This window comes from Paracoccus seriniphilus (assembly GCF_028553745.1).
Taxonomy (GTDB): domain Bacteria; phylum Pseudomonadota; class Alphaproteobacteria; order Rhodobacterales; family Rhodobacteraceae; genus Paracoccus; species Paracoccus seriniphilus.
Genome location: NZ_CP067130.1, coordinates 235860 through 258236 on the forward strand (window position 1 = coordinate 235860; position 22377 = coordinate 258236).

Below are 22377 nucleotides of genomic sequence, written 5' to 3' on the forward strand. Positions count from 1 at the left end.
TTGTCGGAACGGATCATCTCGGACAGGCGCGCGACAGAGTCAATGCGCCATCATGTCCGCGGCGATTTCTTCACTGCCGAGGCTGGAGGGGAAATAGGTCGGCCAGTTGGTCACTTCCTCCAGCAGGGCTGCGCGGTCGTCGCCCCAATAGATGTGGTAGTGATCGGCCTTGGCTGGTGCGATCCGGTGGTCGCTGAACTGGATGAAGCCCGGCGCCGCCGCGTCGCCCTCGACCTTCTTGAAGATGAATCGCACGCCGCGATTGCCCGCCTTGTAGGTCAGCACTTCATGGCCGTCATCGGCATAGCTGGCCTGAACGGCACCACCATCGCGGAAGAAAGTGACCTTGTCGCCCTCGATAAGGATTCGGTCCACATCCGTGGCATAGCCGGTGGTGTAATAGGCGGTATATTCCTCGGCGGTCTTTTCGCCATGTTCCGCCTTGTGCTGCATCACGCCATCCAGACTGCCATCCAGCAAAAGCGGATAGACCGACTGCCAATCCCCTGCCCAGTCCGACAGCGGGCGGGCCTTGATCTGGTCGTCGTCGAAATAGCCTTTGTAGATCTCTTTCGCGCCATGATCATCTGTGTGGTCATGGGCCTTGTGCTGCCCGTCATGGGATGCGGTTTGGGCCAGGGCAGGGGCGGATAGGGCTAGCAATGCGCCAAAGGTGAGGGCGCTGATCTGCCTTGCGACGGGAAGTTGCATCTTGGGTCTCCATCTTTACCGGGTCGGCGGTTATCTAGGCGGTTATGATATAACATAACTGACAAGCCCGATAACGGATCGTCCCGGCCTCGACAACCGCCATTTTGCGCGGACAGCCTGATCGCGTCAGGCGACTTATGTTGATGGAGTTGCGTTCCGACAAGCTGACACTCTGTCGGAACGCTATCGACCGGTTATGCCCGCCGTTCGAAGCGGGCAGGTCCGTTCAGCGTGAACAGCTCGATTTCCAGTGCGTCGGCCCGATCTGAAGTCCCGGAGAATGTCGCGGTCGAGCGCGAGCCCTCGACCGCGTTTTCATTGGTGATATCAAAAACCATCGTGTTGCCGTCCCATGGCTGCAGCGGGAAAGCCAGAGCCTTGGGGCCGACATGCAGGACCAATCCGCCGTCCTCTTCGCGCAGTTCGATCGTGCCGAAATAGGGATGGCCATATTGGCCCAGGCAGTAACCGGGGGCCGGGGCAGGCGCGGCATCGGCAGGGGGCTGTTGCCCGACCGTGATGCCGACCGGCGTGTAGAAAGCCTGGAAACGGCTTTCATAGCCGGTGAACCAGTCGCGCGTGATGCGGCCATATTGCACCATGTCCGTGAACGAGGTGCCAATGGATTCGACCGCTCCGACGGGCGCGGCATTGGACAGCACCACGATCCCGATATCCAGCGAGGGGATCAGCGCAAAAGAGGTTCCGGCACCAAGAAGGAAGGCGCCCGAATGGCTGAGGATGACCCGGCCCGAAGGATCGGTGCCGACATTGAAACCATAGCCGTAGAAACCACCGCGCTCATCAGGGAGCTCGGGGCGTCTGGAGAAGCTTTGCGGGCTGATGGCCGGCTGCAATGCCTTGGGGGAAATGAGTTCGCCACCATCGGCCAGAACCATCTTCATCCAACGGGCCATGTCATTGACCGATGAACTGACTCCGCCGGCCGGAGACTGGGCGTCGGGCTGGCGCTGATAGCGTGGTTCGAAATGGTCTCCAAATCTGGCATGGGGCAGGGCGCGGTTGTCCCGTGCCATGTAATCATCGAAACGCGCGCTTGTGCTGGTCATGCCCAGAGGCTGGAACAGGGCTTCATCGGCCAGGCTTGCCCAATCGGTCCCCGAAGCGACGGAAACCGCTTCGGCGGCGGCTGTAAGGCCGAAATTCGTATAGGCATAGCTGCTGCGGAACGGGTTTAGTGGTTGCAGACGCAGGCGTTCGAGGATCGTCCGCCGGTCAAATCCCATATCCTCAAGATCGTCACCCGCGTGGCCCGGCAGCCCGGATCGGTGGCTGTAGAGGTCCCCCACTGTCAGCCGTTCGGTGATGGCCGGATCAGACAGGCTGAACCATGGCAGAAGGTCCTGCATTCGGCTGTCCCACGAGACGATGCCGCGCGAAACCTGCCTTGCCACGACAGTTGCGCCGACCGATTTGGACAGCGAGGCCAGCTGGAACACCGTATCGGTATCGACGGGCTGATTGCTCTTGTCACCGCGCGTGCCGAAGCCTTTTGCATAGACGGTCTCACCCCGATGAACGACGGCGACCGCAATGCCGGGAACGCCGCTGTGGGTCCTGATATCTTCCACGATCCCGTCAAGCGCCTGAATGGCATCGGTTATCTGATCAGGTGGAACCTCGATTCCCGGCGTTCTGGAGGGCGGCAATTCCTCGGCAAGGGCTGGCATGGCCAGCGCGGTCATCGAGGCGGAAGCCAGAAAGCGCCGACGGGTAAGATGGAAGAGAGACATGTGAAACCTTTCGATCATTCTCGGGACTTCGGGAGCGCCACACCAACAGCCGGACGCGGGCTATTCTGGTCAGGCACATCTTGATCCGCAGCCATCAGAAAGCCAGACCCGGCCTGAAAAACATCCGCGTGCCGGGATCTTCGGCATTCTCGGGTCGATGCCAGGGGGCGCCGCCCAGAGAAAGCTGGACCGAGCCCGGAAGCGGGGTCGAGGCATATTCGCCGGATGTGCGCCACAGATATCGCGCGGTGCCAATGGCAGCATGCGAAATGCCCGGACCGACACCGGCGCTGGAGCGGTCGAACTCGACCGATAACCGCAACCCGCCGCCACCTGTCGGCACCTCTGGTCGCAAAAGAGTGCCTTCGATCTGCAAACCGCCCAGATCGCTCATGAGCGGCAGGATTCGCTCAGCTTCCTTGATAGGGATCGGGCGCATGGCGGTCAGCCGGTTGATAGAGGGCGCAAGGCGTTGCCTGATCCGGGGGATGGAACTGGTGATCTCGACAGTGCCCGGTCTTGGTGACGGCCCGGATTTGCATCTGCATGCCCGGTCGCGCTTGGGTGCCGGTTGTGGGGATTGGCCAGGTCATCGCCGGGTTTTCCTTAACCGCCGCGCGGATGGACGCAAATTAAGACGTCCAGCGCGGCGGCCAGAGGGAGTGCGGCTTTGACCACTGAATCGAGCTTGGCGACGACAGCCGCAGAACGCGGCGCATCACGCAAGACACCCGATGCCGGCATGGCAAGGGTCCGATTCACATCTACGACAGAATTGACGGCAGATGCCGCGGGGGACGACAAGCGGGCCGACAGCGGCAGAAACCGAAATAACCTCAAGCTCCGCGCCATCAGCGGGCCACTCGTAAAAAACGCTGCCAATATAAGCCATTCCCCTTTTCGGTTGCAGATGCGGGAACAAACTCTCCCAAAACGGTCTTAGGGGGATCGAGGCACTAAACAAAGGCGGCAATGGTGCAAAAATGGTATAAGCCATCCCGAGGCCAGTGAAACACATGGATGGTATGATGATGAACATTTGTCCGAATATCGCAGCAGAAGGCGCTGTCGGGCCAAGTTTGCACGGGGTTGAGTTCCGCCATGGCCTCGAACAAATTGAAACCGCCGCCGGTCCACGCGCCACCAGTTCTGCGCATATAACATATTGGAACATGCGTTTTCGTGCCCAAGGTCGAACTTGATATTTCTCGCGGCGAATTGCTGCGCGATGGGGTGGCAATGCGTTTGCGCCCCAAGACCCTTGCGGTCCTTGTGGAACTGCACGCGCGCAGGAATGAAGTCGTCAGCCAGAACGACCTGAGAAACGCCGTCTGGGGACAGCAGCATGGGCGCGAAACCGGGCCAAAGCAGTGCATTCGCGAGCTGAGACGCCTTCTTGACGATACCCCCGGTTCCCCGCGGTTCATCGAGACCGTAGGCCGTCGGGGGTATCGACTGGTCGGCAGGATTGATCTGTTGAACTCCGGCAGGGATGACTCTGGCCCGGCTCCGCTCTGCGTCGGGCGAGCGGCCGAACTGGCCATGCTTGCCGATTCAGCCCTGATGGCCCGTTCCGGCAAGCGCGCCGTGACGCTTGTCTCGGGAGAGGCCGGATCAGGGAAATCAAGGCTGCTCGAGGCTTTCGCAGCCACATTGTCGCCGGGGGCGTCTTTCTGGACTGCCGGTGCGCATTGCATTCCCCATCCGGGCGCGCGCGAGCCATACGGTCCGTTGATCGCAATCCTGTCCCAGCTTGCCACCGGAGGATCCACCCGGAAACCGGTTCTGCGGCTGCTTGAAACTGTCGCGCCCTCATGGAAAGAATTGCTGCCGGAACTGCGTGCCGCGCCCGCCCTTGCAGCCCAACCCGTGACGCTGGTCGAGACAGCGCCGGATTCGATGCTGCGAGAGTTCACGGCATTTGCAGAGCGTCTTTCGCAACAGCAGCCCGGTGTGATCATTCTTGAGGATCTGCATTGGGCCGATCAGAGCACGCTGGCCTGGCTGTTGTTCTGGGCACAAAGCCGTGCGCCCGCCAGAATCCTTGTCATCGGAACCTACCGTTTTGATGAACTGGACAATGGCGGCGATCTGAAAACAACGATTCACCATCTCAAGCGCATGCCCGGCTTTTCCCTGCTGGCGCTGGACGGGCTTGACCATGGCGCCGTCACCGAACTTCTGAACCGGCGCTTTCCCGACAGCAATCTGCCACCGTCGCTTGCGCGCGAGCTGACACGCAGAACGGAAGGGCATGCAATTCTGGTGGATGCCGTCGTCGAACAATGGCATCGCGAGGGGGTGCTGAAGCCGGAGCGGGATCAATGGGCGCCGGAGGGCGATCTGGACAGATTGATGTCGTCAGTCACCCGCAGCGTTCAAAGCTTCATCGCCGACGAAATCGGCAGGCTGAATCCGGACGAAAGGCTGATACTCGAGATTGCAAGCGTCGCGAGCAACCGCTTTTCTGCGCCGATGCTGAATGATGGCCGGATCGGGGTCGAGGAAACCGAAAGGATGCTGGACCGGCTTGCAAGTTCCGGGCGCTTCCTTGAGCGGTCCGGAATCGTGGGATGGCCGGACGGTAGCGAGGCCACGGGTTACGTCTTTCGCCACGCGCTTTATCGCGAGGCCCTTTATGAGGGCATTCCTGCTGCCAATCGGCAGGGACTGCATGAACGGATCGGCAGCCGTCTGGAAACTGCGTTCAAGGCACAGGCAGCCGAAATGGCCCCTGTCCTTGCGAACCATTTCGAACGCGCCGCCGACCATCGCCGTGCGGCCATCTATCGCGGCCTTTCGGGGCTGACAGCCCTGAAACGCGGGGCGGCGAATGATGCGGCAGGGCAGTTCAGACGGGCCTTGAAGTCCTTTGCGGCCTGCGACCCCGACCCTGAAACGCGTGGGGCCGAGTGTCGGGCGCTTCTGGGGCTGGCTGCGGCACTGATCGTGGGCGACAGCTTTACCACGCTGGAGCTGAGAGAGGTGTGCGAGCGCGCCGCAACGCTGGCAGAACAGGCGAGTGAACCGGCGACCATCGTGCCCGCGCTGGCCGGGTTGTGGAATCACCACATCTCCAGGGCGGATCTGGCCGCGGCATGGAAACTGGCCAAGGTTCTTCATGAACTGACCGGAAATGCGCCTGCAAGCTATGCGATGGTGGCGCAAAATGCGGCGGGGCAGACAAGCTTCTTCGGCGGCGACCTCATGGCCTGTCTGCCCCATATTGCCGCAGTTTGCGATACATATGACGCCCGCAACCGCACAGATGCCGCAGTTCTTTTTGGCGAGGATCCGGGGATCGTGTGCCGTCAATATGCCGCCTGTGTCCTTCAACTGCTGGGGCAGGGTGAGGCTGCCGAACAGCATTTTGCAGAGGGCATGAAGCTGGCGCACAGGCTCGATCAGCCCTTCAGTCAGGCGCAGATGCTTTGGGCGGGTGCGCTGATCGCGCGGGAGCGTGGCGCGCCCGAGCTGGTGCTGGAACGGGCCAATTCCCTGATCTCGGTCTGTGAAACCGCCGAGATCCCGTATTGGCTTCCATATGGCCAAATGCTGGCAGGTTGGGCGAAGGTGGTCCTTGGGGACCATTCGGCTCTGCAGCAGATCTGCGAAGGTCTGGATGCCTATGAGGCGATGGATGTGCAACTGACGCGGCCTTATGGGCTGGCACTTTATGCGGAAGCTGCGGGACATTGCGGCCAGCCCGCCGAAGGGTTGAAGGCGCTATGGACGGCCTTGCAACTGGCCCGGCAAACCGGCGAGCGCTGGTACGAGCCGGAAATATACCTCCTCTGGGCCTCTCTTTCGATTCGGATCGGCCGAATGCGAAATATTTCCCTGCCCCTTGGACGCGCACTCGCGCTGGCCCGCCGCCAACGTGCGGGCCTTTGTGAGCGCCGCGCACGGGAGTTGCAGGACCGGATCAGGATGAACTCCGGGGGATAGGGTCGTGGGGTGCGCCATGATCCGCGGGGCATGGCAGTGATCCGAAACTGTCCCTGAATTTCACGATGCAGGCGGTGACGCGACCCATTCCGACCGCTGCGCCAGAAACTCATCGCAAAGATCCAGCTGAGACTGCGCGACAAACTCGTCGGGCTTATGTGCCTGAGAGATCGAGCCCGGCCCGCAGATCACCGTCGGCACGCCAAGCAATTCGCTGAAACGTCCGCCCTCGGTGCCGAAAGCCACCTTGGAATGGCCGTTATTGCCGGTCAGCCGCTTTGTCAGGGCCACCACATCAGCATCGGGCGCGGTATCCAGCCCCGGAAACTGGGCGAAAACCTCGATCTCGATGCCGGCTTCTGGTGCAATCCGCTGCATCTGCGGCACAAGTTCATCCGCGTAGTCGCGCAATTCCTGCACCAGCGTATCGGCGTCTTCGTTGGGCAAGACGCGGAACTCACAGTCAAATACACAGCTGTCCGGCACGATGTTCAGTGCCGTGCCACCTTTGACAACACCCGTATGCGCAGTGCTGTGGGGGATATCGTAATCAAGATCCTGCCCACCCGCCAAGGCCAGACGGCTGGCAATATCCTGCATCCGGACAATCAGCCGCGCGGCGTAATCGACAGCATTCACGCCCTGCGGAGCCAGCGAGGAATGGCATCCCCGTCCAGTGACCGTGACCCGCATCGAGCGTTTGGCCTTGTGCCCGGTCACGACCTTCATCAGCGTCGGCTCTCCGACAATGCACATCAACGGGTGGGTTTCCTCGGTCTGCAACATTTCAAGCAGGCCGATCACGCCGACACAGCCGACCTCTTCGTCATAGGAAAAGGCCAGATGCACCGGACGCGCCAGATCGCGCGAAACCAGCGCGGGAACAGCGGCAAGGCAGCAGGCAAGAAAGCCTTTCATGTCACAGGACCCGCGCCCGTAAAGACGGTCATCGCGGGCGGTCAGCGTGAAAGGATCCGTGCTCCAGTCCTGACCATCAACCGGCACCGTGTCGGTATGACCCGACAGGATCACACCCGGTTTGTCGGCAGGGCCGATTGTGGCCCACAGATTGGCCTTCTGCCCCATCGCATCCATCACCAGGCGGCTCTCCACGCCATATGAGGCCAGATAGGCACGAACATGTTCGACCAAACCCAGATTCGACTTGTAGCTGGTCGTATCAAAGGCGACCAACTGCGCTAAAATTTCTCGGCTCGACAGGTCCTGCATCGAATTTCCTATTTTGTATCGGGTGGCAGCGTGGAGGTCGGATAGGCGGTGCGGTCGAAACTGTTCCGCACGGCCTGCATGAAAGCCATCGTCGCAGCCGATGGGGCGCGACTGGAGGGCAGGACAAAATCGGTGCGATAGCCAAGCATGGGCAAAAAGGGCCGCATGACGATCTCGGGTCCGATCTGATGGATCAGCGGAAACGGGTTGAGCAATGCCAGACCCAGCCCCTCGCGCACGAATTCGATCACTGAAACATTGGTCGAGCTTTCCAGAACGCGATTGGGCAGGATACCCTCGCGGGCCAGCAAACGGTCAATTGCCGCGCGACTGGAATGGCGCCGCGACAGCGCGATGAAATCCTCGCCATGCAGGTCTTCAACCCGAATCTCATCGCGGGATGCAAGCCGATGTTGCCTGTGAAGGACGCAGATTGCCTGTGTTTCCAGCAATGCTTCGGTTCTTATGCCTTCATGGGAAACGCTGCTGTCGGTCATGCCCAGATCGAAACGACCTTCGGCAATTCCGGTCAGCAGACTGTCGCTGGCCAGCACGTCAAAGCTGATCCGCAGATCGGGATTCAGCTTTCTGAAGCTTGCGATCCGGCTTGGCAGAAAGCGATGCGCGATGGTCGGCGGCGCGGCCAAGACCTATATGGTGCGCGACGGTCAGTTCGATGACGTGGATATTGCGATCACCTGGCATCCGGCCAGCTTCAATGCCGTGGATGACATGCGCTCGCTGGCCAATACGCGGATCGATTTCACCTTTACCGGCAAGGCCTCTCATGCGGCGGGTGCGCCCGAACTGGGGCGGTCGGCACTGGATTCGGTCGAGCTGATGAATATCGGCGTCAACTATCTGCGCGAACATATGCCGGATGGGGCACGCGTGCATTACGCCTATCTGGATGCCGGTGGTATCGCGCCCAATGTGGTGCAGGCCAAGGCGACCGTGCGCCAGCTGATCCGCAGCCCAGACCTGCAAGGCCTGCAATCTCTGGTCGAACGCGTGCGCAAGATCGCTGATGGCGCGGCGCTGATGTCGGGAACCGCCGTGACCTCGAAGGTTTTTTCGGCTGTGTCGAATCTGATCGGGAACCGTCCGCTCTCGCTGGCCATGCAGGCCGAGTTCGATGCGCTTGGCCCGGTGCCCTTTGACGAGCAGGACGCGGAATTCGCCGATCAGATCCGTCAGACCCTGGCGCGTGAAGACATTGCCGACACGTTCCAGCGTCTGGCGATGAAGCCCGATTATGACCTGCCGCTGTGCAATTTTATTGCCCCGCTCGACCGGCCCTTCATGGGTGGGATGGGGTCAACCGATGTCGGAGACGTCAGCTGGGTGGTTCCTACTGTTCAAGCCCGTGTGGCAACCTGTGCCATCGGCACGGCGCTGCATACCTGGCAGCAAACGGCCCAGGGCATGGCACCCGCTGCGCATAAGGGTATGTTGCACGCAGCCAAGGTGATGGCGGCGACGGCGCGGGCTGCGCTGGTGGATCCCAATTTGATCGCCTCGGCCAAACAGGCCCTGGCCGAACATCTTGCCGACTATCCCTATAGCTGCCCGATCCCGCCAGAGACGACACCCCCAGTCGGCGATCTGTAACTGTCCGGACGGGCTGTTTCCATCGAAGCCACTTTCCGGCGGCCAAACCTCCGGGAAGTGCTCGCCTTCGACAGGACCAAGCTTGCAACCGGACGGATCGGGTCGCGCCCCCGTCCGGGTCAGTTTTGCGGCGAAATCGAGACGCAGGCCAGAAAATGGTGCAGCGTGCCGGTGTCGATCGGCTTGGACATGAGATGCAGACCCAGCCGCGCGCATCTTTCGCGCAGCTGTCGTGATCGGTCCGCCGATATGATCCGCGTGGGGCGCCAGCCAAAGCGACGGCGCAGAAGAACGACCAGATCCAGCCCGTCGGCACCGTCGTCAAGCTGATGGTCGATCAGCATCAGATCGGGCACGAAATCCAGATCATCAATCAAGGCCATGGCCTCCTCGGGGCCAGAGGCATCCAGAACCGTGACGCCCCAGCCTTCCAGCAGGGCGACCAAGGCGCGGCGCAATTGGGCGTCATTGTCGACCAGCAAGGCGACCAGTCCTTTTTGTTCCAGCGATTGCAAGCCGCGATGGCCGTCTTCGCTGGCGCTTTGGGGACCATGCTGCGAGTGCTGGCTTAGCGGCACCGTCACCGAGAAAACGCTGCCTTTGTCGGGGACCGAGCGCAGCTCAAGGGCATGTCCCAGACGCGCACAGGCGCGGTCGACGATGGCAAGGCCAAGTCCCATGCCTTCCGAAGCCGAGGCACGTCGATGCAGGCGGCGGAATTCCTCGAAGATCACCTTCTGATTTTCGGGGCGGATGCCGGGGCCGGTATCCCAGACTTCGATCCGCAGCTTGTCGCCGCGCGGCCGGACCCCGACAAGGACGCCGCCGGTCTGGCTATAGCGTATCGCGTTCGAGATCAGATTTTGCAGAATGCGCTGCAGATACAGCGCGTCGCTGCGAACATAGGCGAAACTGGGCCGTATGCGCAGTTTCAGGCCCTTGGACCGTGCGATCGGATGGAAGGATTGCGCCAGAGAGTTCAACAGATCGCCAAGCGGCAGATCCGCCAGCTCGACCCCTTGTTCCTCGGTATCCAGCCGCGAAATGTCCAGCAATGCCTCGATGATCTTCTCGACGCTGTTCAGTGCTTCGGAGGCTTTCTCGACATTGGAGACGCTGTATCTGTCAGCGTCGGGGGCCGACAGATACAGTTTGGCAGCCGAGAGGGGCTGCAACAGATCGTGACTGGCCGCGGCGACAAAGCGGATCTTCGATGCATTGGACCGTTCGGCGCGTTCAAGCGCGTCGCGCAATTCATCGGTGCGGGCGGCCACGCGGCTTTCCAGCTCTTCATTCGTGCGGGCCAGACGGCGCAGCGCGTCCCTTTCGGCAGTGACATCGGTCAGCGAGAGAACGAAACCGTCATCGGGCAGGCGTTGGGCAAACCCGTCCAGAATCAGCGCGTGGTCGCGATGGCTCAGCTCGAACCCGAAAGGGCGGGTTTCATGGGGCGATGGCCCGGTGCCGCCCAGCCAGTGGCGCAGGCGCATTTCGGCCTGCGCGTCACCTTTGGCGTCGCCACGTGACCCGGTGACACGAAAATTCAGAAGGATCTGATCCAGAAGCCGGTCGGCGCGACTGCCCAGATCGAATGTCGTTGCTGGCATATGGCTGAGATGGCGAAACCTGCGATTCCAGCCTGCCAGGGCACCTGCCGCGTCGAAAATCGCCACACCCTGCTGCAGATGGTCCAGCGTGGCGCGGATGATGCGACCCTGATTGTCCAGCAGACGCTCGCGCTGTTCGCGCTCAGAGCGCATCAGGTCGGTGACATCGGTCTGCACGATGGCGGTGCCCTGATTGGCTGTCCGGTGTTCCGATATCTGCAGCCAGCGGTCGCCTTTCAGCGACAGGTTGAAGATGACATGTTCGGCGCGGTGACGCTGTGTACGGGTCGTGGCCCAATCGCGGGGGGTGACCCCGGCAGGCAGTTCCAGCATGGCGCTGTGGCTGACAATGCGGATATATTCGTCGAAATGCAGGCCCGGCTTCAGAAGGTGCCGGACATCGGGCATCTGTGCGCAAAAGCGGGCATTGAACAGCAACAACACATCATCATCGCCGAAAATCGCAAAACCTTCCTGCACGGCCTCTATGGCGCTGGTCAGGTCGCGGCGGGCAGACTCGATCTGGCGATTGGCCTGCGACAGCGCGACATTGGATTCGCTGAGCATCTGCAGGGCGCGTTCCAGTTCCTGCGTGCGCAGCCGGACCTGATCCTCCAGCCGGACGGCGCGCTCGAACTGGGAATAGGCATCGGTCGAGACACCTGACTGGGTTTCGACCCGGCGCATCAGCACCTGGGTGATCTGCGTCAGGCGCGCGATCTGGACATCGGGGGGAAGGTCGGGATCAACCAGAGTTTCGCTCATGACGATTCACCATCGGGGGGCGGATAGATGGCGATGCCGGTCATCGTAAGATTGACATGCATTGCGCCAAACTGTTCCCCATAGGAAGAAAACCCCAGCACGCCATGTTGCTTCAAGACCTGCGAGACATCCCTTTCGCGTTGGCTTTGGCGGGCCTGAACGCGACGCAGGATACAATCGCAGGCCAGAATGGCCTGGGGCGGGACCGGATCGGCCAAGGCTGCCAGATCAGTGGCAAGCGCCGTCACCATGTCGCGCGGAATGGCGCGGGTCAGCACCACACCCTCGTCTATGGCGGAAAAGAAGATCAGATCGGTGCCGTTCTCGACCCTTTGGATCGAACGGACATGATGGCGCCCGCCAGCCTGCACCACCAGCGGATGGGCGGCAAAGATCATCGGATCGATCTGTTCCAGCGGCATGCCCAGAATCCGGGCATATTCCGTGGCGGCAGGGGCCGCGTTGATTTCAAAGACCTGTCGGCGGTCGGGATCGGCGCGGGTGACGACCATCTTTGTGTCTCCGACATCAAGATGATCCATGCTGAACACCCGCACGGGGCAATGGCTGCGCAGAAAGGTCAGCGCGGCAGCATTGCTGAGCACCTGACCGCCAAATGCCAGATAGGTCGTTCCAAAGTTCTGCCCATCCCCCGCACTGCCCCCGAACAGAGGTACAGGGCCAAGCCCATGGGCGACAATTTCCATCAGGGCATCTTCGCGAAAGGACCCGCCATCGATCATCAGATGCGCGAATTCATGCGCCATGTCAGGATGATCATCTGCCAGAGCATTGCGCGTGCCGATCATTGCGGTGACGATGTCGGGGGGCGAAAGATGGCTCAGATCCTTGATGGGGACCACCCGAGCGGCAAAGTCGCGTTCAGGAAAGCCGACAGCCAGAATATGTCCCTCGACATATTCGGCAAGAATCTCTCCGGCGGTTGTGCAGCCCAGCAGCGGTGTGTCGCCCAGTCGCGCGGCAAGCCGGGCCATCAGCGCGGGAAAATCCGCCTCGGGCGAAGCAAAGACCTGCACCAGCGCCAGATCCGGCCCCAGTTCGGCCACCAGATTTGCAGCGGCGTCCGAGGCATTTGCCAGACAATGTGCATGACGCAGAATCTGGCGACCCGCGCCAATCTGTGTTCCGATCATCGTGTTTCCAGATTGTCGAACCGCACCGATTGCGCCGCCAGGACCGCTTGGGTGCGGGACTGGACGCCCAGCTTGCGCATGATGACGGTGACATGGGCCTTTACCGTGGATTCCGTGATCTGGCATTCATGGGCAATCTGCTTGTTCATCATTCCTTCCGAGATCAGCGCCAGGATACGCGTCTGTTGCGGTGTCAGGGTGCCCAGCTTGTTGCAGGCCTGTGCATGGGTCTGGGCCGGGTTGTCGGGCATGACGAAGCCTTCCGGAAGATAGGGTTCACCCCGAGCGATGGCGGCCAGCGCGTCCTGGAATACCTGCCTTTTGCTGTGTTTGGGCACATAGCCCGCCGCGCCCATCGCCATCGCCGTCTGAATGGTCGAGGGTGAATGCAGCGAGCTGACGATCAGGATTGCCGCAGTCGGAACGGCCTTGCGGATCTGCATAAGCCCGTCCATGCCATCGGCATCGGGCAGGCTGAGATCCAGAAAAATCACATCCGGGGCCGGCTCGCGCGCCAGTATTGCCAGACAGTTTTCAATCGTATCGGTGGTGCGGACGCTGCTGATTCCGCCCACGATCTGCAGGATGATCGTCAGCGCGTCGCAGAACAGTGGATGATCCTCGACGATCAGAACAGACTCGACGCGGCGGGGAAGGGCCGACATCGGCAGGTCCTGCTTACCGTGGTTTGATGGCTGCGTCATGAAAGGTCCTTGAACTTCTCTTGGCTAGTCTAGGCAGTATTGGCCGCTGCCGTCTATCCCCGGCGCTCGTCGCAAAGGGTCCCGCTCAGGGGCAGGGGCTGAATGTCCTGCAAGGGCATCCCGAAATCGTGCCATTCATCGGTTCCGCCGGGATACCACGCGATATTGGTGAAACCCCGCCCGGCAATATGCTGCACGGCATTCCAGCTCATCCAGCAATCGCTGCGGCAGAAGACGACGATGGGCCGGTCGCGGTCACAATGCGCCAGCGCGTTTTCAAGATAGGCGGCGATACGGGCATCCAGTTTGCCGCGTCCGACCTCGGGCAGCCATACGGCGCCGGGAATGGTGTCATGTTTCGCGGCCAGCACCCATGTTCCGTCCTCGCGCAGCAAATGTTCGGGCGCGGCCATCACGTCAATCAACAGCGCATCGCCGGTCTGCCGGTCCTGTAACTCTGCCAGTCCGATTGTGCGCCCTCCCGGCACATCGCCGGGCACCGGTGCGCGATATGAGGCCAGCCGCAGGCCCGTATCGGGGTCGTGCAGTGGTTGGGGCTGGGCCGGTCCGGCCATCAACAGCGCCGTTGCCAGCGAAAGGGAAATGCAAGCGTTCATGACAGGCACGGTCCCACATCCTGTGCCCGGTCGGAATTCGACCTTTGGCCAATACCCTTGGACCGCCTTGTCGACCATTGGCGAATTGTCGGGGGCCAGTCCGACACGCAATCTTGCCGACAACCAAGACGAGAGGAGACGTCATGTTCCGTACGGCAACCACCCTGGCAGGTCTGGCATTGGTTCTGGGCACAGCCGCCGCATTGGGGCACGGCGACACCGCCCCGATGGCTGTCGATACCACCGGTCTGCCCGACCTGCCCGAAGAGATGGCCACCGAGAATCCCTGGCGCGAAGCCGATCCCGAAGTGATGTACAAAGCTGTCGAGATCGGCTCGAAGGGCTATAACAGCAACTGCGCACGCTGCCACGGGCTTGAGGCAATCTCGGGCGGGCTTGCACCGGATCTGCGCTTTCTGGAAGCGGATGATTTCGGCGACGAATGGTTTCTGGACCGCGTGCTGAACGGCTATCACCAGAATGGCGCGGTCAAGATGCCTCCGTTTGGCGACATCCTGTCACAAGAGGCGATCTGGGCAATCCGCACCTATATCGAGACCCGCCCCGATGATCAGGAACTGGCGGAAAAACAGCCCGATATCCAGTCCTATCACGCCCAGCTGAGCAATGCCGCCGATGACGCCGCCGTTGCGGCTCTGGCCGAGGCGCTGGCCAGCAGCGCGGCCGAGCTGGAAACCCTGTCCGGTGCCCCCAAGACCATCACCGCTTTGGATGCGGCGGCCTTTCTGCTGGCTCAGGACCCGCCGCAACGCAAAAAGGCGCTGGATGTTCTGACACAGGCGCTGCGGAACTAGGAGGGGCGCGGCGATGGGAAGCACGCTGACATATTTGCTGCCGGGGGGGCAGGTCGGGCTTGCCGAATTCAGGGGCAATGCAGCTGTTCCGGAATCGGCCCGGACCGATCCTTTTGACAGCGGCATGTGGCCGGACCATCGCCGCGATTTTCTGGATGATCCGCAGGACTGGCGTCATGATCCGGCGTTGCTGGTCCTGACCCCGCCCAATGCCGAGGACCCCGGCCATGTCCCGGTGCTGGTTGATGCCACCGCGCTGGATGGTCCTGTTGATCGCATTGTGGTCAGTATCGACTATAGCCCCTTGCCGAAGGTGCTGGTCTTTCATCCGCTGCGCGCGTTGCCGTTTCTGGGCTTTGGCGTCAAATATGAAATCGGCAGCCCCTTGCGTGCCAGCGTCCGCATGGCGGATGGCAGCTGGCGGATGGGAGCCTCGTTCGTGGATGCGGCGGGCGGAGGCTGCACCGCTCCGGCGGCGGCCCATTCCCGCCCGGATTGGCAACAGGACCTGGGTCAGATGCGCGGGCGGATCTGGCCCGCCTTTGGACGGTTGCGCCTGACGCTGCGCCACCCGATGGATACCGGACTGGCCGATGGCATCAGCGCCCATCACCTGACCGAGCTTACCCTGGCTGACGATGCTGGCCCGATCGCTCGGCTGGAGATTTTTGAACCCGTCGAAGAGGATCCCGGCCTGACCTTCCTGCTTCCCAAAGGCATGACCGGCCCGGTCCGAATCTCGGCGCGCGACAATCTGGGCTATCAGTTCAATGCCGAGGTGTCGGCATGATCCTGACCCGCCGACAGACCCTGCTGACCGGTGCCGCGGCCTTTGCGGCCGCCACCCTGCCAGCGCGCGCCGCCCGTCCCGAATACCGCCTGCATCCGCAGGAAATCGCCTCTGGCGTCTGGTTGTTCGAAGGCGCTACGGAAAGTTTCGACCCGAAAAATGGCGGCGCGATCTGCAATATCGTCATGCTGGCCTCGCATGAGGGCGCGATCGTCATTGATACCGGTGGCACGGCCCGGCAGGGTGCCGCGTTGCGTGCCTTTGCCGATCAGCGTCTGGGCGGGGTTGCGGCGTCGTTGAACACCCATCATCACCCTGACCACTGGTTCGGCAATCAGGCCTTTGCGGACCGGCCGATTCACGCCTTGCCCCGCACGCGCCGCGCCCAGAGCGAAGATGCGCAGGTGCTGGCAGATGGGCTGTATCGGATTCTGGGCTCATGGATGAATGGCACCACACCCAGGCCGGCATCGCAGGACGCGGTTGCGGGCGAGATGACCATTGGCGGACGTGAACTGGAGATTCTGGCGCTGTCGGGGCACAGTCAGGCCGATCTGGTGGTGCAGGATCGTCAGACCGGCACGCTGATTGCGGGCGATCTGCTGTTCCTGAACCGCGCGCCCAGTTTTCCCGATGCCGATATCCCGACCTGGGCCAGTGCGATCACCACGATCGCGCAGATCCCGGCCTCGGGCTATGTGCCGGGGCATGGTCCCTATCACCGCGACAGCCGAGCGATGGGCCAGACCCAGCATTACCTGTCCGCGATGGATGCCCGCCTGCGCGGCGCCGCCAATAACGGTCTGACCCGGATCGAGGCCATGGCCGCCGGACCGATGCCCGATTACGCGCATCTGGGAGCCAATCCACAGGAATACCAGCGCAGCGTGATCCAGCGCTGGCGCGAATACGAACTCCGCGCACTGCCCATCCTGGGGCAGGCCGGCTGAAAACGACCCGGCCGGAGGAGCCGGAAAAACATGCCAACAGGAGGATAGCATGTCGCTTAAGCAAATGATGATCCCGGCGGTCAGCGCTCTGGCGTTGATGGTGACCGGCACTCTGACCACCGCCATGGCCAAGGATGTCACTTGGGAGGACATTCTGAACGACCATGAAACCACCGATGACGTGCTGATGTATGGCATGGGAAACAACGCCCAACGCTATTCCTCGCTGGATCAGATCAACGTTGAAACGGTCAAGCATATGCGCCCCGCATGGGCCTTCAGCTTTGGCGATGAAAAGCAGCGCGGTCAGGAAGCACAGGCGCTGGTCCATGATGGCGTCATCTATATCACCGGAAGCTACAGCAGAATCTGGGCGCTGGATGCCAAGACCGGCAAACGCCTGTGGAAATTCGAGGCACGGCTGCCTGACGACATCCGCCCCTGCTGTGACGTCGTGAACCGCGGTGCCGCGATCTATGGCGACAAGATCTTTTTCGGTTCGCTGGATGCCAGCATCTATGCCCTGAACAAGGACACTGGCGAGGTCGTCTGGCGTAAGAAATTCGGCGATCACAAGGTCGGCTATACGATGACCGGCGCTCCGACGATCATCAAGGATGCCGAAACCGGCCGGATGATGCTGATCCACGGTTCGTCGGGGGATGAATTCGGCGTGGTGGGCCAGCTGTTCGCCCGTGATCCCGATACCGGCGAAGAAATCTGGATGCTGCCCTTTGTCGAGGGCCACACGGGCCGCTTCGAGGGTGAGGAAAGCCGCCCGACCGGCGATGCCAGTGCCCCGAGCTGGCCGATCAATGAAGACGGTAGCAAGGTCGAGGCCTGGTCTCATGGCGGCGGTGCGCCGTGGCAATCTGCCAGCTATGATCCCGAAACCAACACGTTGATCGTGGGTGCCGGCAACCCCGCGCCCTGGAATACATGGGAACGTTCGCAGGATGGCAATTACTGGGATTATGACAGTCTCTATACATCCGGTCAGGCCTATGTGAACCCGACCACGGGCGAGATGGTTGGCTTCTACCAGCATACCCCGAATGACGCATGGGACTTTTCCGGCAACAACGAGATCATTCTGTTCGACTATATCGACAAGGACGGCAAGACCCATCGCGCAGGTGCCCATGCCGACCGCAACGGGTTCTTCTATGTCACCGATATCGACGCATTGGCCGAACGTGGCACCGAAATCAACAAGCCCACGGCCCTGCTGAACGCATTTCCCTTTGTCGACAACATCACCTGGGCCAGCCATATCGATCTGGAGACCGGTCGTCCGGTCGAGAACGAGGGCCAGCGTCCGCCCTTGCCCGCCGAAGGGGAATCTCGCGGGGCGACGATTCAGGTTTCGCCGCCATTCCTGGGTGGCAAGAACTGGAACCCGATGTCCTATTCCAGGGATACCGGCCTGTTCTATGTGCCCGCCAATAACTGGACCGAGGATTACTGGACAGAGAATGTCACCTATCAGGCCGGTGCGGCCTATCTGGGTCAAGGTTTCCGCATCAAGCGGATGTATGACGATCATATCGGCACCCTGCGCGCATTCGATCCCGCAACGGGCGAGATGAAATGGGAGCACAAAGAGGAACTTCCTCTGTGGGCGGGCACGTTGGCGACGGCTGGCAACCTTGTGTTCACGGGAACCTCGGACGGTTTCGTCAAGGCGCTCAACTCGGAGACCGGGGAAGAGCTGTGGTCATTCCAGACCGGGTCGGGGATCATCTCGATGCCGATCACATGGGAAGATGACGGCAAGCAGTATCTGGGGATTGCCTCGGGCTATGGCGGCGCCGTGCCGCTGTGGGGGGGCGACATGGCGCAGCTGACCACGCAGGTCAGTCAGGGCGGATCCTTCTGGGTCTTTGAAATCCCCGACACCGTGCTGGCTGCATCGCAATAAGCCTGATCGGGCGGGGGCCAATGGTCCCCGTCCATTTTCATCAAACAGGATGACTCCCATGCCGAAATTTCTGCGTTGTCTGACCCTGGCCGCGATGCTTCTTGGTGGCCCGGCGCTTGCCGCGCCGGTCCAGCTGAGCGCCGGCCAAACCGATTATCCCGTGATCACCGATACCGATGATTCCCCGGCCGGTCCGCTGGTGATTGACGGCTGCACGCTGGCAGCAGGGGCCCAGTGTCCGGGCGTCGATCTGTCCCATGCCGATCTGTCGGGCATCAATCTGAACGGTGCCGATCTGAGCAACGCAACGATGACCCGCGTCAATCTGACCGGCGCGCAGTTGCGCGGTGCCGATCTGTCGGGTGCGGATCTGCGTGGTGCACGGTTCCCGATGGCGCAGATGCAGGGCCTGAAGGCTCTTGGTGCGGATCTGACCGGTGCCAATCTGGACGGCACAAGACTGGCCGGCGCGGATTTCACCGATGCCAACCTCACCGCGATCTCGATGGAGGCATCCTGGGCCCCCAAGGCACGTTTCGTACGCGCCCGTATCGTCGCCGCCAATCTGTCCGAGGCCAAGTTCTATAATGCCGATATGGCGCTGGCCCGGCTTGAGGCAAACAATATCCGCTTTACCATCTGGGAAGGTGTCCACATGGAGGATTGCAGCGGGTGTCCGGTCGACTGGTGATCCTTGCGCTGGCCGCAACAACAATCGGCGCGCAGGCCCAGACGCTGGCAAGCTGCCGCGATATCCCCGGCGACCGTCAGCGGCTTGCCTGTTATGACCGGCTGCCACTTGCCGCGCAGGGGTTCAGGGGGGCCGGCTCTGGCGCTGTCGGGCCTATCTCGGTCGCAGCCAATACATGGCTTTATTATGAAAGCGATGATGCGGTCATGGTGCTGTATCTGATGTCCGAGACCGGTGAGGTCGTCCAGAACCTGCACCGCGCGGGACCGGGGCGCAGCAGCCATCTGATCGCCGCGGCGGGCCGCTATCGGTTGCAGATCAATGCGACCGGTGGCTGGCGCGTCAGCTTGTCCGCCGCAGAGCCGACGCTCACCGGGCAGTCGGACCGGGAATGATGTGGTCCCGCTCGCGCGAGGAGCTGGACCGCGCCATATGTAAGGTTCGCCGCGAAGGGACTAGGCGACGAAAGAGTCAAACATCATGCTGAACAGTTCGCGTTCGGTGGTGATGTCCAGCTTGTAATACAGCCTGTGCTTGTGGTTGCGGATGGTGCCCACCCTGACCTCCAGAAAATCCGCGATCTTGCCCGGCGTATATCCCTGCAACGTATAGCTGACGATCTTTCGCTCTGTCGGCGTCAGCCCGTTCTGCGCAGCAAAACGGTTGATGAGTTCTTCCGATGTCAGATCCAGAAAGCCCGGCGAGACGGTTTCCAGCATCACCGCCTTGCCATTGGGGGCAATTGCATTGGTGGTGTCCAGTGTTTCCCAATGCAGAATGATCGTCTCACTGATCTTTTCCGATCCCGAGCGCAGCGATCCGACAATCTCGGGCAACGGCGTTTCCAGCAGGGCATCTGCTTTCTGTGTCCATTGGCGATTTCGAAACAGGATATTTCCTGACACATCCTGAACCATCGTCGCGATTTCGCCGTCATCCAGATCCAGACCGACCTGTCCGTAAAGGGTCTGATAGATATGCAGCGAGTGAATCCGGGCCAGCAGCGGATAGATCAGACGTGCGCGCAGCTGTTCGGCTTCGGAAAACAGGCGCCGGGCCCGGTCGATGCAAATCGCGATATAGACACCGCCGATCGAGGGCAGCATGAAAACCAGTTCGTCGCGGATCGCTGCGGATCGGTAGATCTCGTCATAGAACATCGTGTCCGAGCCGTTCCGCCGCTGTTCGTCAAAGGTCACGACAGGCCGGGTTGCCTCGTCCCGCACCATGCGCAGCAGCGGGTCGATCCGATAGTAGTTTTTCAGGTAGATCTGAACTGCCTCGGTGCTCATCGCGGCATTTACCAGAAATTCAGGCCGGGCATATTGCGCATAGCGGACAGTCAGATAACGGCCCGAATCCATATAGCAGGCCACTGCGGAAGCCAGTTTCACATAGAAATCATCCTTGCCCAGACTGTCGAGCACCGGCGCAAGATCTATGAGCAGTTCAAGGGCAGGATCGGGTGCGCCTCGTTTCATATTCTGTGTATCGGGCATATGTCCCTTTCCTTGGATGAACCTAAGCCTCTGCCTTGCACAAGGAAGGCCCGCCATGACATTGGGCGCGCGTCAATCCTGCACTGCCTGATTACAAGGCAGACTGCCTGCGCGCATGATGACAGTTGTCATTCTTGCCCGGAATGACCGTTTGCGATCTGCTGAAAGCCGACCCAAGCGAAAGAAACACAGTGGCCAGCCCCAGAGCAAAAGCACGCGAAATCGTCGAAGACCATATCTGCGGGCGCCGGACATGCGAGGAAACCGTGGCCGATGTCATGGCCCGCCTGCCGCATGTCCAAGAGCGCTGCAATGCCTTCACGGAATGGTTCCCGCAAGAAGCGCAGGAGGCGGCGCGCGACCTGGATCGCAAACTGGCACAGGGCGCGGTGCCGGGGCTTTTGCACGGGGTGCCGATCTGCATCAAGGACATGACCCCGAGCAAGGGTCATCACACCACGCTGGGGTCCTGGACAAGCGGCGAGGGCAAGACATCCCATGACGCGGTGATCGTGCAAAGGCTGAAGGCCGCCGGTGCAATCATTGTCGGCAAGACCACCACTGCCGAACTGGCCTTTTCAAGTTTCACCAATACCGCACGCTATGGCGTGACCCGCAACCCTTGGGACCTGTCACGGAGTTCGGGCGGCTCCTCGGGTGGCTCGGCAGCAGCGGTTGCCGCCGGTCTGGTGCCGCTTGCCGAAGGCACCGATATGGGCGGCTCGGTACGCATTCCTGCGGCGGCCTGCGGCGTGGTGGGGTTCAAGCCCAGCCTTGGGCGTATTCCCATGGACATCGTGCCAAGCGCGCTGGAAACCCTGTCGCATTTCGGGGCTCTGGCAGGATCGGTCGAAGACGCCGCCCGCTTTGTCGCGGTCAGTGCCGGGCATCACCCCTCGGATATGCTGTCGCGGCGCAGCAGCTTCGAGCATGCAGCGACTGGCCCCGGCAACCTGACAGGGCGGCGTTTCGCATTGTCGCGTGACCTTGGCTATTGCGCCGTCGATCCCGAAATAGACCGTGGCGTCATGGATATCGCGCAGCGTCTGCGCGATGCGGGCGCGATTGTCGAAGAGGTCGATCTGCCATGGACGCGGGACGTCTTCGATCAATGGGCGATCCGCTGGTTCTGCCTGCTGGCGACATTCCCCAATGCCCGGACAGCCGCGCAGCGGGCGCAGATGCATCCCGAATTGCAGGCAGGTCTGGAACAGGCACAACGCCATACCGCCATGGATCTGATGGGGGTCGAGGTTCTGCGCAGCAAGATGAACCACCAACTCAACACGATATTCGCGCGATATGAGTTTCTGCTGTGCCCGACAAACGCCGTTCCGGCACCGCTGGTGACACAGAGCGATGCGGATTTCGAAAGAACGCTGCCGAACGGCAAGCTTGCCGCCTTCGACATGACCCATCCCTTCAATATGGTTCCGACAAGCCCGGTTCTGTCGCTGCCTATCGGCCTGACCGGCGCGCGCCTTCCGATCGGAATGCAGATTGTCGGCCCTCCCTTGCAGGACGAGGCCACGCTGTCCGTCGCTGCCGCCATCGAAGCCCTGATCGGGCCATTGCCGGTCCCGGAAATCTGATCCCCCAGACACCACAGG

The 22377-nt window shown here is 61.4% G+C and carries 19 protein-coding genes; 9 read left to right on the forward strand and 10 right to left on the reverse strand.

Annotated features, from left to right (window positions below):
* Positions 1 to 39 precede the first annotated feature (39 nt).
* The 3 genes from JHW44_RS14785 to JHW44_RS14795 form a co-directional block, all read right to left on the reverse strand.
* The gene (locus JHW44_RS14785) at positions 40 to 711 is read right to left on the reverse strand and encodes a ZinT family metal-binding protein (RefSeq protein ID WP_089345523.1); all 672 of its coding nucleotides are present in this window, start codon (positions 709 to 711) and stop codon (positions 40 to 42) included.
* Positions 712 to 905: 194 nt separating this feature from the next.
* Entirely contained in the window at positions 906 to 2465 is a 1560-nt protein-coding gene (locus JHW44_RS14790; RefSeq protein WP_089345522.1) for a serine hydrolase, read from the reverse strand.
* Between the two features lie 94 nt (positions 2466 to 2559).
* Complete coding sequence (locus JHW44_RS14795) at positions 2560 to 2904, reverse strand: hypothetical protein (protein WP_143811477.1); 345 nt, start codon at positions 2902 to 2904, stop codon at positions 2560 to 2562.
* 743 nt (positions 2905 to 3647) lie between these two features.
* Here JHW44_RS14795 and JHW44_RS14800 point away from each other — a divergent pair.
* Complete coding sequence (locus JHW44_RS14800) at positions 3648 to 6413, forward strand: AAA family ATPase (protein ID WP_089345520.1); 2766 nt, start codon at positions 3648 to 3650, stop codon at positions 6411 to 6413.
* Positions 6414 to 6473: 60 nt separating this feature from the next.
* On the opposite strand, the gene argE is transcribed toward JHW44_RS14800, so the two are convergent.
* Positions 6474 to 7643, reverse strand: a complete 1170-nt coding sequence (gene argE, locus JHW44_RS14805) for an acetylornithine deacetylase (protein ID WP_089345519.1) — start codon at positions 7641 to 7643, stop codon at positions 6474 to 6476.
* Between the two features lie 8 nt (positions 7644 to 7651).
* Positions 7652 to 8290, reverse strand: a complete 639-nt coding sequence (locus tag JHW44_RS14810) for a LysR substrate-binding domain-containing protein (protein WP_089345518.1) — start codon at positions 8288 to 8290, stop codon at positions 7652 to 7654.
* Between JHW44_RS14810 and JHW44_RS14815 the strand changes: the two genes are divergently transcribed.
* On the forward strand, positions 8271 to 9254 hold the full coding sequence (locus JHW44_RS14815) for a peptidase dimerization domain-containing protein (protein ID WP_143811476.1): 984 nt from the start codon (positions 8271 to 8273) through the stop codon (positions 9252 to 9254). The genes JHW44_RS14810 and JHW44_RS14815 overlap by 20 nt on opposite strands.
* Positions 9255 to 9373: 119 nt before the next feature.
* Here the strand turns inward: JHW44_RS14815 and JHW44_RS14820 are convergent, their stop codons facing one another.
* The 4 genes from JHW44_RS14820 to JHW44_RS14835 are packed head-to-tail and all read right to left on the reverse strand — an operon-like array spanning position 9374 to position 14101.
* Entirely contained in the window at positions 9374 to 11626 is a 2253-nt protein-coding gene (locus JHW44_RS14820) for a hybrid sensor histidine kinase/response regulator (protein WP_089345516.1), read from the reverse strand.
* Positions 11623 to 12780: an FIST N-terminal domain-containing protein gene (locus tag JHW44_RS14825; protein WP_089345515.1), complete on the reverse strand. Its 1158-nt coding sequence runs from the start codon at positions 12778 to 12780 to the stop codon at positions 11623 to 11625. The genes JHW44_RS14820 and JHW44_RS14825 overlap by 4 nt, the downstream gene beginning before the upstream one ends.
* The gene (locus tag JHW44_RS14830) at positions 12777 to 13484 is read right to left on the reverse strand and encodes a response regulator (protein ID WP_245847348.1); all 708 of its coding nucleotides are present in this window, start codon (positions 13482 to 13484) and stop codon (positions 12777 to 12779) included. The genes JHW44_RS14825 and JHW44_RS14830 overlap by 4 nt, the downstream gene beginning before the upstream one ends.
* Before the next feature lie 53 nt (positions 13485 to 13537).
* Positions 13538 to 14101 (reverse strand): rhodanese-like domain-containing protein, encoded by a 564-nt coding sequence (locus tag JHW44_RS14835; protein WP_179217774.1) that lies wholly within the window; start codon positions 14099 to 14101, stop codon positions 13538 to 13540.
* A 143-nt stretch (positions 14102 to 14244) separates the two neighbouring features.
* On the opposite strand from JHW44_RS14835, the gene pedF reads away from it, so the two are divergent.
* Genes pedF through JHW44_RS14865 form a run of 6 tightly spaced genes read left to right on the forward strand, consistent with a single transcriptional unit; the run spans position 14245 to position 19663 of the window.
* A complete protein-coding gene (gene pedF, locus JHW44_RS14840; RefSeq protein ID WP_089345512.1) occupies positions 14245 to 14916 on the forward strand; it encodes a cytochrome c-550 PedF in 672 nt (223 codons plus the stop codon).
* Positions 14917 to 14929: 13 nt separating this feature from the next.
* The gene (locus JHW44_RS14845) at positions 14930 to 15706 is read left to right on the forward strand and encodes a quinoprotein dehydrogenase-associated SoxYZ-like carrier (RefSeq protein WP_089345511.1); all 777 of its coding nucleotides are present in this window, start codon (positions 14930 to 14932) and stop codon (positions 15704 to 15706) included.
* Complete coding sequence (locus JHW44_RS14850) at positions 15703 to 16656, forward strand: quinoprotein relay system zinc metallohydrolase 1 (protein WP_089345510.1); 954 nt, start codon at positions 15703 to 15705, stop codon at positions 16654 to 16656. Before JHW44_RS14845 ends, JHW44_RS14850 begins: the two co-directional genes overlap by 4 nt.
* A gap of 49 nt (positions 16657 to 16705) precedes the next feature.
* A complete protein-coding gene (locus JHW44_RS14855; protein WP_089345509.1) occupies positions 16706 to 18577 on the forward strand; it encodes a PQQ-dependent methanol/ethanol family dehydrogenase in 1872 nt (623 codons plus the stop codon).
* Positions 18578 to 18635: 58 nt separating this feature from the next.
* Positions 18636 to 19268: a pentapeptide repeat-containing protein gene (locus tag JHW44_RS14860; protein ID WP_245847347.1), complete on the forward strand. Its 633-nt coding sequence runs from the start codon at positions 18636 to 18638 to the stop codon at positions 19266 to 19268.
* A complete protein-coding gene (locus JHW44_RS14865) occupies positions 19250 to 19663 on the forward strand; it encodes a hypothetical protein (protein WP_089345507.1) in 414 nt (137 codons plus the stop codon). Before JHW44_RS14860 ends, JHW44_RS14865 begins: the two co-directional genes overlap by 19 nt.
* Positions 19664 to 19723: 60 nt before the next feature.
* Here JHW44_RS14865 and JHW44_RS14870 read toward each other — a convergent pair whose 3' ends face one another.
* The gene (locus JHW44_RS14870) at positions 19724 to 20767 is read right to left on the reverse strand and encodes a helix-turn-helix transcriptional regulator (RefSeq protein WP_179217773.1); all 1044 of its coding nucleotides are present in this window, start codon (positions 20765 to 20767) and stop codon (positions 19724 to 19726) included.
* Positions 20768 to 20958: 191 nt separating this feature from the next.
* Here JHW44_RS14870 and JHW44_RS14875 point away from each other — a divergent pair, with 191 nt between their 5' ends.
* On the forward strand, positions 20959 to 22359 hold the full coding sequence (locus JHW44_RS14875) for an amidase (RefSeq protein WP_179217772.1): 1401 nt from the start codon (positions 20959 to 20961) through the stop codon (positions 22357 to 22359).
* Positions 22360 to 22377 lie beyond the last annotated feature (18 nt).